This is a genomic window from Corynebacterium sp. HMSC070E08, from assembly GCF_001808895.1.
In the GTDB taxonomy this organism is placed as follows: domain Bacteria; phylum Actinomycetota; class Actinomycetes; order Mycobacteriales; family Mycobacteriaceae; genus Corynebacterium; species Corynebacterium hiratae.
Map to the genome: position 1 here is coordinate 16,104 of NZ_KV794741.1, position 14,805 is coordinate 30,908.

Here is a 14,805-nt window from a genome sequence, read left to right on the forward strand (position 1 = left end):
TTCAGTTTCACACGAAGCTAGATGACGTCTCGAAAACATTAGTTGAACTGCAGAAGGAGTCTTCACGTTTTGGTTGGACGTGCGGATTCTTGAGAAGTTTAGCCGGATTTGCGGGGGAGGAGCTTTAGTTGGGGACTTTGCCCAACACGCTGGGATAGAATCTAGTTATGTAATCCACAGGCTATCGTTAGTTAAGGTTGGGGCCTGCGTAGACGTTTCCACCTGAAAACTACTCTCGGCAGGCGAAAGATTCTTAGCAACGAGTCAGGTCATGGTGCGTGAACCGTGGGGAATGGATTGCACACAGCCAATGAGGCGCGGTGCCTCATTTCAGAACTCGTGTAAAGGACCAGTTTCCGTGAACAAGATCTCTCGTACCGCTCGTTCGGTTACTTTCGCTGCCGTCGTTGGCCTCTCTATGGGTATCTCCGCTCCGGGGGCCCTGGCGCAAGACGGTGCTGTCGATGCACAGCCTGCTGCTGAGCAGGGCGCCGTGAACAAGGCAAACATCAATTTCAACCAAAAGGGCTCTATCACCCTCTTCAAGAAGAAGGGTGCTGAGTCTGGTACTGCGGCTACCGGTAAGGAAATGGCAGACGTTCCGGGTGAGGCTCTGTCTGGCGTGACCTACAAGATCACCAAGCTCGATTACGACTTGCAGAAGGATGATTGGGCGGCGTTCCCGAAGTCGGCTGCTGACGTCAAGGACGACAAGAAGACTGCGGAAACCAAGGAAGAAACCACCGGCACTGATGGCAAGGCAGCTTTCACTGATCTGCCTTTGGGCATCTACTTGGTAGAGGAAACTAACGCTCCGGACGGCATCGTTGCCGGCGCTCCGTTCATCGTGTCGGTGCCGATGGTTAACGAGGCATCGGATGCCTGGAACTACGACGTCATCGCGTACCCGAAGAACACGGAAACCACGACCAAGAAGACTGTCAAGGATGCAGATCAGAACATCCAGGACGCGTACACCTACACCATCAACGCGGATGCTCCGACCTGGGGTGCGGGTAAGAGCCTGACCGCCTTCCGCTTCGAGGACCAGCTGGACAAGCGCCTGGACTTCCAGAAGGTTACTGAGGTCAAGGCTGGTGAGACGACTCTGGCCGAGGGCGACTATACAGTCAATAACCCTGCTGAAAGCGGCAACAAGCTCGTCGTCACCCTGACCGAGCAGGGCCTTGCCAAGGTTAAGTCCGGTGACAAGATGTCTCTGACCTTCGAGGTCAAGCGCAAGGAAGTGGGCGACACCACCGAGCTGAAGAACCAGGCTGATGTCATCTTCAACAACCCGAACACCGGCAACGAGGTCAAGAACAAGACCAACGAGGTCGTGACCTATCACGGCAAGCTGAAGGTTGTGAAGAAGGACGGCAAGGAAGCCGGCAAGGTCCTGGAAGGCGCTGTGTTTGAGCTCTATCAGTGCACCTCGGCCTCCGACCTGGGTTCCAAGATCAAGATTGGTAACGCAGAGAACTGGACCACCGGCGCCGACGGTACCTTCACCATCGATGGCTTGCACGTCACCGACTTCGAGGACAACAAGGAAGCACCGGCTACCAAGAAGTTCTGCCTAGTCGAGACGAAGGCACCGGCTGGTTACGCCAAGTTGGAGAGCCCGATTGAGATCGACTTCACCCGCGAGAATATCGCGGAGACCGGTGAGGGTGACGATGCGATCACCCTCGTATCCGAGATTGAGAACATCAAGCAGGGTACGCCGAACCTCCCGATGACCGGTGGTGCCGGTGTGGGCATCCTGGCTGCTATTGGCGCGGCGATTGTTGCTGCTGGTGCTTGGTTCGCTCGTCGCACCGCACGTAACTAATAGCCGGGCATAGTTCCGGTGGTGCAGACTGTCCATGATGGTCTGCACTGCGGGTCGGGTAACCAACGTAGGGTGCTCGACCCAGTAAGGGGACTGGGCTAGGCATAGGTTGCAGTCCCCTTCTTTCTCTCTCGTTGTTATCCCGGTCGCGCGGTGTTTGCGCGTGGGGCATTGATTTGGATGGTGCGGGTCGTTGACTTCGGTGTTAGACCAAGATTCGAGCCGGCGGCACAGGCGCCGTGGAGGTCTAGTCCTTCCGGTGATAGTCGTTGTCGTCGGGTTGTTGGTGATGCTGTACCCAGTGGTCTCGACTGCCTGGAACAACTGGAATGCCTCACGGATAGCGCAGGAATATGCGCGACTGGATAAAGAGACACCGGCGCAGGTGCAAGACTCCGTATGGGATGCTGCGCATGCGTACAACGAGGAGCAGACTTCGGGTCCGATTCTGGATCCGTGGCTGAACCGTATCGGGGTAGATAATCCCGATTATGAGGCTTATCTGAATCAGTTGGGTGAGACCGAAGCGATGGCCCGCCTTGTATTCCCAGCAATAGACGTCGATCTGCCGGTGTTTCATGGCACCGCGGATAAGACACTTCAGCGGGGCCTGGGGCATTTGTATGGCTCTGATTTGCCGGTAGGCGGATCAGGAACCCATTCCGTCATTACAGGGCACACCGGCCTGGCGAATTCGACGATGTTTGATCATCTCGACTCTGCTTCTGAGGGGGATGTGTTCTACATCCAGGTGGCTGGCCACAAATTGAAATACGTCGTAGACGACATTCAAGTGGTGCTGCCAAGTGAAGTGGATAGTCTGCGTCCAGTCGCCGATCAGGACTACGTCACGCTGATTACGTGCACTCCGTACGGGATCAATACGCACCGCTTGTTGGTGCGCGGTCATCAGGTTCCTTTGGAGCCGGGAGAGGAGTCGGTGTTCGACGCCTCCCACGGTCCGGGCTGGCAGTGGTGGATGTACGCGCTGTTGGCTGCGGTGATTGTCATTGGGTGTTGGCTGGTGTGGTGGCTGCGACGCCAGAAGACGGTTGCTGGAGCACAAGAAGTTATTAATGAGGAAAGTAGCGTGCGGGAGTAAGGCGATGAAGAGGTTGACAAATGCGTGGTCGGCCCGAGTGGCTGCCGTGGGAGTAGCGTGTGCGATTGCGTTCGCAGGGCCGGGAATGGTTGCTGCAGAAGCGGTACAGGTTGCCGGGCAGCAGTCCACTGGTGCGGAACGCACTGTGGCTACGGATACAGTGACAATTCGGCTGACACAAGGCAATCCCAACGACGATGGCCAGGCGCCCTCGGGAAGAATCCAAGGAGTCACAATTCATCTGGACCGGCTTGCCGGTTTGGACCCGACCAACGCTGACGACGCAGCCCGCGTACGGAACGCGAATCTCGACGAGGTCCGTGATTGGCGCACCGATGTGCACGTTGAGCAGATCACCAACGTCAACGGAGAGGTGACGTGTGATGGTCTAGCTCATGGCTTCTATGTGGTGACATCTTCGGCCCCGGATGATTCCTATCGGGAGATCAACCCGTTTGTGGTGGCGGTTCCATTCCACACGGTGGTAGATAACCCGAATCCGGTACCAGGAGTAATCGTGGCTAAGACCCACAAACCGGGTGAAACACCGACGCCGCCGACGACTCCAACGGCCCCGACAACATCACCGACAACTCCGAATACTCCATCGACAACCCCGAGTACCCCGCGGACAACGCCGAAGTTTCCACCGGTGTTCCCACCGTTGATTCCCCCGGTACCACCGACGAAGCCAGGAGAGACACCGCACGAGCCTGGGACAACGCCACCTAACAACCCGGAATCTGGTACAAACACAACTTCAGATTCCCCGAACCGTTCGCAAGGGAATGGCGGCTCATTGGCAATGACCGGCGCAGAAGTACTCGGTGTGGTGGCCGCAGCGCTGGCGTTGATTGCCACTGGATTTGTGATGATTGCCTCTAGCCGCAGGAAGAATTCAGAAAGCGAGGGACGCTAATGTCCTGGACAGATACTCACCCGGCCGAGCCGGTAGTGTACCGCTGGCGCGTCTTAGCGGCGTTCATTGCGGCGCTGGCCCTCATTTTTAGCATTGCTGTACCGGCTGCTCTGCCCGGCATCATTGGTGCTGTCGCCGAAGCACAAACCACGGCCCTGCGCACCGAGCTCGATTCTGCAGACCAGCTGAGCCTGACTTCTGGCGACTCCGCAACGTTTGAAGGCCACTTTGTTGACGCCGGAACCGTGGAGGAGTTGGAGTTCACTGTTGAGACTACAGGACTGGAGTTCGAAGGCACGGCCTACACACTGACTATCGACGGCGAGGTGATCCCCGTCCGCGAAGGAGACAACCTCGTTGTAAAATCGACCAGCTCTTCAGTTACTTTCCGAATCACTGGCCTTTCTACTGACGTGCCAGCGGGAGCAGCTTTCTCATTGAAGATCCCAGCGGTCGTAGAGGATTCCGAAGTGAGTGGGATGGCCGTCGATGCGCGTGGCGTAGCCGAGGAGACTACCAGCACATCTTCAACGGAATCCAGCGAAACCTCAGAAGCTCCTTCGGAAGTGACTGAGCCGCTGGAAATTGCTGACGTAGACGAGGCTCCAGCTCGCCTGGTGGCAGCACCGAACATTACCCCGTACGCTGCAGGCGACCGCACCATCACGATGCAAAACGATGGTTACGTGCTCAAGGGAAGCCGCTATATCCCGAACTTTAAGATTCCGGCCGGTGAGCTTTTTGGCGGCCAGCTGTCCATTCCGCAAGGCACGGTGGTTACCCTCAAATCCAGCGTTAACAGTTATTTATCGACTAACCCTGATGACCTGACGATCTATTACACCGGTGCCAACGGAGGTTGGTATGAGGCGAAGGTGACCTACAAAAGGATTAGCGCCAAGGAATACCAAGTCATCCTGCCGCAGATTACTATTGGTGGCACCGCACAGATTCAGTTTAAGGGTGTTCACCGCGGGCCAGACAATACAGTGTTTACAGCTTCCTTCACTGTTCCTGCGAAAGAAGAGTGCCAAGATCCGGTTACAAGCAGGCAGCCAAAGCGCGAGCTCACCCCAGCTGAATTTGCTGACGGTAGCCCTGTCTACGTTGTGACCAGTGAGCCAAAGGATCTTCGCCGAGATACTTCTATCCTGAGCCGGCAAGTAAATCAAGGCCAAGACTTCCGGTCGGTGGGGGAAAAGTCGCGGTGGGTTTACAACGCCCTCGCCTTCAACTCGAGTGATAACTGGCTTTATGCGGTAAGCCAGATTCGCGGTCAAAATGGTGATCCCTGCTACCCTGCAGGAAATCTCCTGCAGATTAATCCGGCGACCGGTGTGGTACATAACCTTGGGCCTATCCTTACGTCCGGAAGCACCGGTACCCCTTTCGAAACGAGCAGCGACCGGGATCTGCTTAACGCGGGCGTGTATACCAGCGAGGGTTTCTTCGTGGCTAACACGTCTACCTCTGGTACTCGGCGCCTTTATAGAATCGATGTCGATAATGTCACTGCTAAACGCGTGTTCGGAAACCAGCCGTCTTTTTCGGAGGACTGGGCGGTGCTCCCTCAAGCCCAGAAGTACATGTGGGGCTTCCAGAGTAGATCTCAGGCCGGCGACAAGCTGATTCTTGAACGCATCGATACTCAGACCGGGGCAGTCAAGACCTGGGATCTCACGGGAATCAAGACTTTGGACGGGCGCACTATCTCCAACCCCTCCGCCTCGTGGGGCAAGGCATGGACCTATTCCAATGGAAACCTAGGGTTTGGATCGGGTAGTTCGGCTGCGAATCAGCTGGGTTTTGAGCTAAAAATCAGTAACCCGGACTCCGAAAGTCCGACGTTCGAGTTGGTCAACATAATGAACAACCTGCCTGCTTCATTTAACACGGATGCTGCTTCCGATCTGGTGCCGCCGCCGCCAGCGCTGCAATCCAACATTGCAGTGAAGAAGCAACGCTCCGAGACCAAGGCGGTAAACGGCGAGGTCCGTACTTTCTGGACCATTTCGGTGGAAAACACCACAGCTAACGCCAGCTCGGGAGGCACGTTCTGGGAGTACCTACCAACGGATACTCACTATGGGGTGAATGCTTCCGGTCCCACTGCTAAGTTCGAAGGCTTTGGGCCTGGATCCACACTCGTCAACGGGCGTGATCCAGGGCCTAACGAGATTGGCCCGGGGGCCGGTATTTATGCAGGCATGACTGTCCCGTCCGGAGCGGACGGTGAGTCCCGATACATGAAGGGCTATGTTGGTACACTTCCAGGACACGCGAAGGTAGAGTATGTCGTCTCTGCGCCGGTGCGAACGGATAAATACGGCAACCTCAAGACGGTGTGTAGCCCGAACAAAGTGGCTTTCCAAGCCACTGATGGTGAGGCCGGTAGCGACAACGTTGCTACTGAAGCCTGCTTCAGCAAGGTTGCTGTCGACAGTGCACCGCAACCTGTTCCTGGTGCGGCGAATGAATATACCGCGAAGTACAACGTCGTAGTAGCCGCCCCGGATGCTCCCGGCTTCGACACCAATGAGGTGATCTACGGAAAGCTGACGGATACCCCGAAGTTCGTTGGTGCCGCCACGGTTACTGGGGCCACTGTGGTCTTCAAGGACGAGTTCAACAAGACCAGCCAGCCGCAGTCGTACCAGGGGGCCGGTCCGTATGAACTCAACAAGAACGACACTCCAAAGATCATTAAGCCCAAGGGCGTCAATGGAAGCTCCGGGCAGCACGTCTACGAGGTGACGGTGCGCTTCAAGCTGGATCGAACCAAATTGAATAGCACATCCGTCCCTGCCGGGTACCCGAGTCAGCCTGCCGGTAACTCCCGCTGCTACACCAAGGATGGCCTACATGAACCCAACTTTGGCCTCATGAACGAGGCAGAGATGGGCGGTTGGAAAGACACCTCTTGTATCCCGCTGGAGACCAAGCAGATGGATGTCCTGCTTGAAAAGGTTAGCTATGATCCAGCCGCGCCGGACAAGATTCAAACCGACGAGTTGCTCGGTGGCGCGCAGTTCACCGTCCATCGCGGTGATGCTGACGGAAAGCTGAAGCTAAACGCGGATGGCAGCGTCAACACTGATGCTAACCCTGTGGTGAAGCAGTCCACGACCACCACCACGGGCCGTGTGAAGCTCGAAGGTTTGGACGCCCCTGGCGTTTATTACCTCATCGAGACCAAGGCGCCGAACGGCTATAACCTGCTGCCCGCGCCGATCAAGTTCTCCACGGACTGGGATAAGGATGGCAATGCAGTCATCAAGGTGCTCTCTGGAGGGACCGCGATCACCAGTAATAGGTGCGCTGAGTCTGACACCGCTGACAATTGCGTGAAGAAGATCGGCGTCCTTCAGGTCGCTGACATCACCAAGGGTGCGCTGCCCAAGACCGGTGGTGAAGGCGTAGGCCTGTGGGCTCTCGCTGGTGCCGCTATTGTCGCGGCAGGGTGCCTTGCCTTGCGACGTCGCCCGGCATAGAACCAGCGCTTGCAGCTACTTTTAGAAAAGGCCCGCTCTTCCAACAACCAGGGAAGGGCGGGCCTTATTGCATATTCATTGTCGGTTAGGAGTCCTGCGGGTCGTCGTCAAGCACGGCGTCCTTAGCGTTGCTGACATATTTGCGCCACCAGTAGATGAGTAGAAGCATGATGATGGCTGCGGCAGCCAGAATGGCCCACATCCACCACTGCCAGTGCACACCCGAGCTGTTGAATGCGGCCTCGTCTTTCGGATCCATCGGCACTCGGTGGCCGGTGACGAGCAAGCGGTGGGTATTTACGCCGTAGGGAGTACAGGTGATGAGCGTAACGAGGTCTTGGCCCGGTACGCGGTGGAGCGAGCTGGTGTCCGCAGGCTCGACGACCCGAATATCGTGTACCTCGTATTTGAGCTTCTCACCGCCGGCGGCGATGTAGAAAGCATCACCCTTCTTGACCTTGGTGAGATTGTCCCACAGCGTGGCGTTCTGTAGACCTGTGTGGGCAGAGAGTGCTGCGTGCCGGCCCTCGCCGTCGCCTATTCCGCCGACGGGTAGGTCCGTGCCGTAGAGGTGGCCCGCACCGCGGGAGAGTGCCTTCTCCGACGTGCCGTGATAAATAGGCAGATCAGAATCGATGGAAGGGATGACGATGCGGCCCATGGCATCGGTCTCAGACAATACCGACAGGTACTGGCGGTATCGCTGGTACTCGGGGGAGTCTTCGTCATCGGTGGTGGTCCAAGCGTCGTCGATGCTGATCTGGCCCAACCCGGCGTTGTAGGCTTGTGCTTCCTCCCACGCGGTGTGCAGAACCTCAGGCGGGGCTTGTTTTTCGAGCTTCGCGTACTCTTCCGCGGCGCGGGACTGGTTGTAGTTGTTCCATTGCGTGGCTACGACGGGGTAGAGCAGGACGCCAAGGCCGACGAGAATCAGGATCAACGCGATGATGGCGTTGTGGTTGGTGCCTTTTTTCTTGGGTGCGTCGGTGATTCCCGCTGGTTCGTTCTTGCCCATTGTGTCCTGCCTGTGTGGAGTCTGTTGCCGCGCACCCTTGAGTTGACGTGGGGCGCTTGAAGAGATTTTTAGAAGCTCAGACTAGGGAAGGTGCAGTCCTGAGAGAAACCATATCTGTTCCTAGTCGCCGATAACGAAACACAGAGCTTCATACTGATTCAGAATGGCCTCATCGATAGTTAGGATTTGATCTATCGCACGAAGTTCGCGGAGTTCATCGATTGTGCGGGGCGCAAGATCTTGAAGTATATGCTCACGCTCAGAGCGAAGCTCCGCTGTGGTTTTCGGCGTGAAGATAGGGGCTGTCATGGTCCATCCTGCAGGTATGAAATTAGTCCATGAGCTGGAAAGATAAGTGGAGCCGACGACGGGAATCGAACCCGCGCCAGCAGCTTGGGAAGCTGCAGTTCTACCATTAAACTACGTCGGCGCAATGCAGATTGTGCATCGTCGTAAAGCTTAGCACCGCCGCCGCCCGAGGCCATAAAAGGCCCAGTGGGGAGGTAGACTATGAGCCGTGCTTCTTTCTGATCGTGATATCCGTGCCGCCATCGCCGCTGATGCTCCAGAGCGTTTGAGCATCGAGCCTTTCGACGCCGAGATGGTCCAGCCTTCCTCCATCGATGTGCGCTTGGACAAATTCTTCCGCGTGTTTAATAACTCGCGCTACACGCATATCGACCCCAAGCAGGAGATGCCGGACCTCACCAGCGAGGTGGAGGTGGCTGAGGGTGATGCCTTTGTGCTGCACCCAGGTGAGTTTGTGCTGGGTGCCACGCTGGAGAAGTTCACTTTGCCGGCCAACCTCGCAGGCCGCTTGGAGGGCAAGTCTTCCCTGGGGCGCCTGGGTCTGCTGACGCACTCCACGGCGGGCTTCATCGATCCGGGCTTCTCCGGGCACATCACGCTCGAGCTGTCTAACACCGCGAACCTGCCCATTTCACTGTGGCCGGGGATGAAGGTGGGCCAGTTGGCAATCTTTAAGATGTCCTCGCCGGCGGAGGCGCCGTACGGCTCCGGCGCTCTGGGCTCGAAGTACCAAGGCCAGCGCGGGCCAACACCGTCGAAGTCCTATCTGAACTTCCGCTAAACATTCTGCACCTCGTCGGGCAAGCAGGCACAGGAGCGCCTAAAATAGCCGGTTATGCGTATGACTGTTATTGGTACCGGCTACCTAGGTGCGACACACGCCGCCTGTATGGCGGAGCTCGGCCACGAGGTACTCGGTGTAGATGTTGATGAAAACAAGATTGAAGCTCTGAAGGGCGGCCGCGTGCCGTTCTACGAGCCTGGCCTGCCGGAGGTACTCGAGCGCAACATCGAGGCCGGCCGTTTGGATTTTTCCACCAGCTATGATGACGCCGCGGAATTCGCCAACGTGCATTTCCTCGGTGTCGGCACCCCGCAGGCCCACGGCTCCTATGCCGCGGATCTCACCTACGTGGAGTCCGTCATCACGGAGCTCGTGCCGCGTCTCAAGGGCGAGCACATCATCTTCGGCAAATCCACCGTCCCGGTAGGCACCGCGGCGCGGTTGCAGGAGATGGCCGATGAACTGGCCCCAGAGGGCACCAGCGTGGAGATTGCCTGGAACCCGGAGTTCTTGCGTGAGGGCTACGCCGTCAAGGACACCATCACCCCGGACCGCATCGTCCTCGGCGTTGGCGAACTCGCCGAAAGTCGAGCCGAAGAAATCGCCCGCGAGGTCTATGCCCAGCCGCTGGCACAGAACACCCCGTTCATCGTGACCGACTTGCAGACCGCCGAGCTGGTCAAGGTCTCCGCTAACGCCTTTTTGGCCACCAAGATTTCCTTCATCAACGCCGTGTCTGAAATCTGCGAGATTGCAGGGGCGGACGTGGTCAAGCTTGCCGACGCCATCGGCTACGACGAGCGCATCGGCCGCAAGTTCCTCGGCGCTGGCCTGGGCTTCGGCGGCGGCTGCCTGCCCAAGGACATCCGCGCCTTCATGGCACGCGCCGGCGAGCTGGGTGCCGACCAGGCCCTGACCTTCCTCCGCGAGGTCGACGCCATCAACATGCGCCGCCGCGACCGCGTCGTGGACCTGGCCAAGCAGGCTTTCGACGGCTCCCTCCTCGGCCACCGCGTTACTGTGCTGGGTTGCGCTTTCAAGCCCAACTCCGATGACGTCCGCGATTCGCCAGCGCTCTCCGTGGCCGGTTCGCTCTCCCTGGCGGGAGCCGCCGTGACGGTCTATGACCCGCAAGGTATGGAGAACGCCAAGAAGGTGTTCCCGACGTTGAACTACGTGGCGTCGGCAAGCGAGGCGCTCAAGGACACCGAGCTGGTCATCCTCGCTACTGAGTGGCAGGAATTCCGCGACCTCGACCCGGCTGAGGCCGGCGAGCTCGTGGCCCGCCGCCACATCATCGATGGGCGCAACGTGCTCAGCGTCGATGCTTGGCGCGAGGCTGGCTGGACCGTCGAGGCGCTTGGTCGCGTCCTTCCGGCACAGTAAACGCCGCAATCGCGGTGGTCAGCGGTACCGCAAGTGTCAAGGCCATCGCGCCCAGCAGGGAGCGCAGAACCTCCGTGGCGACGAGGTCACTGGAGAGGATCTGCAGGGCTGGGCGCTGCGCCGCCGTGATGAGCATGAGCAGGGGCAGGGCCGCGCCGGTATAGGTCAGCACGATGGTATACACCATGGAAGCGATATGGTCGCGGCCCACCTTCATGGCTGACATGAAAAGCGCGCCGGGCCCGGCTGCGGGGTCGGCGGCGTGGAGCTCGCGCACGGTGGAGGCCTGCGCCACCGCGATGTCGTTGAGGCTGCCGAGCGCGCCGATGATGAACCCGCACAGCAGCACGCCCACCACGGAAACCCCTGGCATGTAGAGCAGTAACTTGAGGTTATCTTCCGAGCTCGAGCCTGTTAGCGCCGTGCTGCTTATCGACGCCCACCCCAACGCCCCCGACAACGCTAGCGCCACCAATGCGCCTCCCAGGGCGGAGGCTGATTTCCAGTTCACGCCGTGCACGAGAGGAACGGCGAGGAAAAGGATGGCCGCGCAGGTCACGAGCGCTAGTGGCAGCGCCGAATGGCCCTCAATGAGAGAGGGGATGAGGTAGAAGAAGACGATTGCCAAGCTGATTACAAGACCCACCAATGCGCGCAGTCCGTGCCAAGCGGCGAAGCCGACGATGACAAGGGCCGCGATGATAGCCCACAACGCAAGGTTTCCATTGCGCTGAAAATCAGCGAAGGCATAGGTGCCGTCGCTGGAAACTGTCAGAATTACCTCGTCACCGGGGTGGAGGGTCGGGTCACTGGCCACGCCATAGAATACGAGCTGCGTCTTGCGGCCTGCGTCTGCGCCGGAGGTCAGGTCAATGAGGGCGCGGGAGCAGGAGGTGTCGTCGCCCTCGGCGGGGATGAGCGGGGCTTCGTCGAAAGCCCGGCCGGCATGGGGATCGCTGCAAAGATGATGATCGATGCGGTTGACGGTTCCGGTCACCTGTGGCTGATTGAGCGCATAGGTAGCGAAGAAATCGGCGCTGGTGTGCTCGGATGGCGGGGTGGTGGGGCGTAGTAGAAACAAACCCGCAAGCGTTATCAGGGCGGAGAGGCTAAGAAAACTGATGAGCCCAGTACGCCACGGATTCAGGTTAGTCATGCCTATCATTGTGAATGAGTTTCATTAAAAAGAAAACTAATGATGACACGATCAACAAGTTATCCACAGGCTGGCGGCGGCGCCGTTGTGCGGTGCGGGTGGGGCGTTTAGCGTTGCTGGCATGAACCTTGTGGAAGCGCATCTTCGCAGCCAGGCGGCGGGCATCGAGCTCGTCGCCGGCGTTGCGGGGCTCAGCTTCGAGCAGCTTCGGGTGTGGGGTCCGGAGTCTGCGGCACGCTCTCTGCTGGCGCTTTTCGACGTCTACTTTGCCTCCACCTCCTTCACCCGCAAACAGGCGCGTGCCGTTTCGGCCGCCCGTGCCAATGGGCACGACCTGCCCACGCTGTTGCTCATTGAGCGCTTCGCAGGAAGGCTGAAGAAACAGCACCAGGCGTGGGATCTGCGCATTGAGCTGTGCGGAATCGCTGGCGATGAGAAGGCCGTGGCCCGCTATGCGCGCAAGCGCATTCGCGAGCTCAGCCCGCCGCCCGCGCCGAAGCCGGGAGTGACAATTCGCCGTGGCAAGGAGCTGTCGAAGCTCACGCTCACAGCCCCGGCCGCGCTCATCGAGGACCTGCGCCCCAATATCGATGAGGAGGATCCGGTGGGGTCCTTCACTGCGGCATTTCGCGAGGGACGTCTCGCCCGCCCCGTGGCCCAGACCCTCGCCGTCATGGAGCTTCCCGAATACGCCACAATCCTTGGCCGCTTGGGCGACCCGTCCACCCCGCGCCCCGACTCCGCCGCGCCCGCTGCTGACGGCACGCCTCCTACCCAGCCCGCCACCACATCTACCCTGCGCCCCGACTCCACGGGTGCCATGCCTCCCACCAAGTCCGCCGCCGCGTCTAGTGCTTCTGACGAGCCTGCCAGCGATGAGACATTCGGGCACGACATCAGCGACCCCGCGGCGCCGGACCTCGGGGATATCGTGATTCAGCTCTCCAACGGCGCGAAAATCACCGGCCAAGAGCTCATCGAGCGGGAGCTCGCCGAAGAAGGCCTCGTCATGCTTGTCGACCGCGTCAAAGGCCCCGTGGAACTCCACCGCACCCAGCGCGTTGCCTCGGAAAAGCAGCGCATCATGGCCAGCGGTGAGCAACCTACCTGTGCCTGGGACCGGTGCCTGTGCGGCGCCGATTACTCTCAGATACACCACATCACAGAATGGCGAAAAGGCGGCGAAACGAACCCCGAAAACCTCACCCCGCTGTGCAAGTACCACAACGCCATCAATGGCTTGCCGGGTCGGGGCCGCATCGTGCGCGAAGACGGCAAAATTAAATGGGTGCCGGCTGGGCCCCGCGATCCGCGGGAACCGGCGCATCCGCACCGCGCGCCGCGCGCCCAGCGCATCCGCGAAAACCGTCAAGAAACAGTAAGCACCGTTGCGAGCCCTAGCACAAGCCGTCGCGCCCAGACCGCAAAGCCGGCCGAATCACGGACATCCACACGTTCCGAGCCGGGAAGCCCCGCCCCGCCGGACTGATAACACCGGCCGGTGAGGGATTCTGCATGCACGTTTGTGTTGTGCTTTCTTTGCGCCGTGGGCCCTATCGCGCGAAGTTCAGGTATCGGCTGTGCTACTGGCGGTAGCTCACCAGGAAGTTGCCGAGTCGCTCAATCGCGTTCTCCAGCTGCGAGGCCCACGGCAGCGTGACCACGCGGAAATGATCCGGCGTGGGCCAGTTAAAGCCGGTGCCTTGCACCATGAGGATTTTCTCGGCGCGCAGGATGTCGAGCATGAGCTTCGCGTCATCGTGAATCTCATACACCTCCGGGTCCAGGCGCGGGAAGCAATACAGCGCGCCCATCGGCTTCGTTACGGACACGCCCGGAATCTCATTGAGCTTCTCGTAGGCAATGTTGCGCTGCTTGAGCAAGCGCCCACCCTCACCGGTGAGCTCATAAATGGACTGCCGCCCACCCAGCGCGACCTGGATCGCGTGCTGCGCCGGCACGTTCGGGCACAGGCGCGTGCCCGCCAGCAAGTCTAAGCCCTCGATGAAGCCACGCGCATGGGACTTCGGGCCCGTCAGCACCATCCAACCGGCGCGGTAGCCGGCCACGCGGTAGGCCTTGGACAAGCCATTAAACGTGATCGTCAGCAAATCCGGGGCCAGCGAGGCAATCGAAATGTGCTTCGCACCGTCGTAGAGAATGCGGTCATAAATCTCATCGGCCAGAATCAGCAGGTTATACTCGCGCGCTACATCCACGATTTTCTGCAGGGTCTCACGCGAGTACACGGCACCCGTCGGGTTATTCGGATTAATGACCACGATGGCCTTGGTCTTCTCCGTTACTTTCGCGCGAATATCTTCAATGGACGGATTCCAATCATCCTCCTCATCACACAGATAGTGCACGGGTGTGCCACCCGCCAGCGACGTCGCCGCCGTCCACAGCGGGTAGTCAGGAGCGGGGATGAGAACCTCGTCGCCGTCGTCAAGCAGCGCCTGCGTCACCATCGAGATCAGCTCGGAGACGCCGTTGCCCAGGTACACGTCATTGACGTCGAAGCTGGGGAAATCCTCCAGCTCATAGCGGGTCACAATTGCGCGCCGCGCCGGGATAATACCCTTCGACGTGGAGTAGCCCTGGGAGGTCGGCAGCGCCGCAATCATGTCGCGCATGATGACATCCGGCGCATCGAAACCAAACACCGCTGGGTTGCCGGTGTTGAGCTTCAGAATGTTGTGCCCGTCGAGCTCCATGCGCTCGGCTTCCGTGGAAACCTCGCCGCGAATATCGTAGGCAACGCCCTGTAGTTTGGTGGATTGATCAAAAATCCGGTTGTGAGTCATGC

General features: G+C 59.1%; 10 protein-coding genes and 1 tRNA gene. 7 read left to right on the top strand and 4 right to left on the bottom strand.

Annotated elements, in window-relative coordinates; all coding sequences use genetic code 11:
- Positions 1-358: 358 nt before the first annotated feature.
- The 4 genes from HMPREF2526_RS03185 (at position 359) to HMPREF2526_RS03195 (ending at position 7,346) form a co-directional block, all read left to right on the top strand.
- Positions 359-1,834, top strand: a complete 1,476-nt coding sequence (locus HMPREF2526_RS03185) for a SpaH/EbpB family LPXTG-anchored major pilin (protein ID WP_070545836.1) — start codon at positions 359-361, stop codon at positions 1,832-1,834.
- 193 nt (positions 1,835-2,027) lie between these two features.
- The gene (locus HMPREF2526_RS03190) at positions 2,028-2,936 is read left to right on the top strand and encodes a class C sortase (protein WP_070545838.1); all 909 of its coding nucleotides are present in this window, start codon (positions 2,028-2,030) and stop codon (positions 2,934-2,936) included.
- Between the two features lie 4 nt (positions 2,937-2,940).
- Complete coding sequence (locus HMPREF2526_RS12835; RefSeq protein ID WP_083295509.1) at positions 2,941-3,855, top strand: isopeptide-forming domain-containing protein; 915 nt, start codon at positions 2,941-2,943, stop codon at positions 3,853-3,855.
- On the top strand, positions 3,855-7,346 hold the full coding sequence (locus tag HMPREF2526_RS03195; protein ID WP_070545840.1) for a prealbumin-like fold domain-containing protein: 3,492 nt from the start codon (positions 3,855-3,857) through the stop codon (positions 7,344-7,346). Before HMPREF2526_RS12835 ends, HMPREF2526_RS03195 begins: the two co-directional genes overlap by 1 nt.
- 85 nt (positions 7,347-7,431) lie before the next feature.
- Here HMPREF2526_RS03195 and HMPREF2526_RS03200 read toward each other — a convergent pair whose 3' ends face one another.
- Together HMPREF2526_RS03200 and HMPREF2526_RS03210 are read right to left on the bottom strand one after the other, a co-directional pair.
- Entirely contained in the window at positions 7,432-8,361 is a 930-nt protein-coding gene (locus HMPREF2526_RS03200) for a class C sortase (RefSeq protein ID WP_070510971.1), read from the bottom strand.
- Between the two features lie 356 nt (positions 8,362-8,717).
- A tRNA-Gly gene (locus tag HMPREF2526_RS03210) sits at positions 8,718-8,791 on the bottom strand.
- An 87-nt stretch (positions 8,792-8,878) separates the two neighbouring features.
- Between HMPREF2526_RS03210 and dcd the strand changes: the two genes are divergently transcribed.
- Entirely contained in the window at positions 8,879-9,451 is a 573-nt protein-coding gene (dcd, locus tag HMPREF2526_RS03215) for a dCTP deaminase (protein ID WP_046645898.1), read from the top strand.
- Positions 9,452-9,505: 54 nt separating this feature from the next.
- Entirely contained in the window at positions 9,506-10,840 is a 1,335-nt protein-coding gene (locus HMPREF2526_RS03220) for a UDP-glucose dehydrogenase family protein (protein ID WP_070545842.1), read from the top strand.
- Here HMPREF2526_RS03220 and HMPREF2526_RS03225 read toward each other — a convergent pair.
- A complete protein-coding gene (locus tag HMPREF2526_RS03225) occupies positions 10,770-11,996 on the bottom strand; it encodes a YibE/F family protein (protein ID WP_070545891.1) in 1,227 nt (408 codons plus the stop codon). The genes HMPREF2526_RS03220 and HMPREF2526_RS03225 overlap by 71 nt on opposite strands.
- A 121-nt stretch (positions 11,997-12,117) precedes the next feature.
- Between HMPREF2526_RS03225 and HMPREF2526_RS03230 the strand changes: the two genes are divergently transcribed.
- The gene (locus HMPREF2526_RS03230) at positions 12,118-13,485 is read left to right on the top strand and encodes an HNH endonuclease signature motif containing protein (RefSeq protein ID WP_070510978.1); all 1,368 of its coding nucleotides are present in this window, start codon (positions 12,118-12,120) and stop codon (positions 13,483-13,485) included.
- Between the two features lie 94 nt (positions 13,486-13,579).
- On the opposite strand, the gene HMPREF2526_RS03235 is transcribed toward HMPREF2526_RS03230, so the two are convergent.
- Positions 13,580-14,803 carry a pyridoxal phosphate-dependent aminotransferase gene (locus HMPREF2526_RS03235; protein ID WP_070545845.1) on the bottom strand — a complete coding sequence of 408 codons (1,224 nt, stop codon included), beginning with the start codon at positions 14,801-14,803 and terminating at the stop codon, positions 13,580-13,582.
- Positions 14,804-14,805: the final 2 nt, after the last annotated feature.

Excerpts from the sequence above, each read along its gene's own strand:
- HMPREF2526_RS03230 (WP_070510978.1), top strand. The coding sequence starts at position 12,118 with ATGAACCTTGTGGAAGCGCATCTTCGCAGCCAGGCGGCGGGCATCGAG.
- HMPREF2526_RS03195 (WP_070545840.1), top strand. The coding sequence starts at position 3,855 with ATGTCCTGGACAGATACTCACCCGGCCGAGCCGGTAGTGTACCGCTGG.
- HMPREF2526_RS03220 (WP_070545842.1), top strand. The coding sequence starts at position 9,506 with ATGCGTATGACTGTTATTGGTACCGGCTACCTAGGTGCGACACACGCC.
- HMPREF2526_RS12835 (WP_083295509.1), top strand. The coding sequence starts at position 2,941 with ATGAAGAGGTTGACAAATGCGTGGTCGGCCCGAGTGGCTGCCGTGGGA.
- HMPREF2526_RS03235 (WP_070545845.1), bottom strand. The coding sequence starts at position 14,803 with ATGACTCACAACCGGATTTTTGATCAATCCACCAAACTACAGGGCGTT.
- HMPREF2526_RS03225 (WP_070545891.1), bottom strand. The coding sequence starts at position 11,996 with ATGACTAACCTGAATCCGTGGCGTACTGGGCTCATCAGTTTTCTTAGC.
- HMPREF2526_RS03200 (WP_070510971.1), bottom strand. The coding sequence starts at position 8,361 with ATGGGCAAGAACGAACCAGCGGGAATCACCGACGCACCCAAGAAAAAA.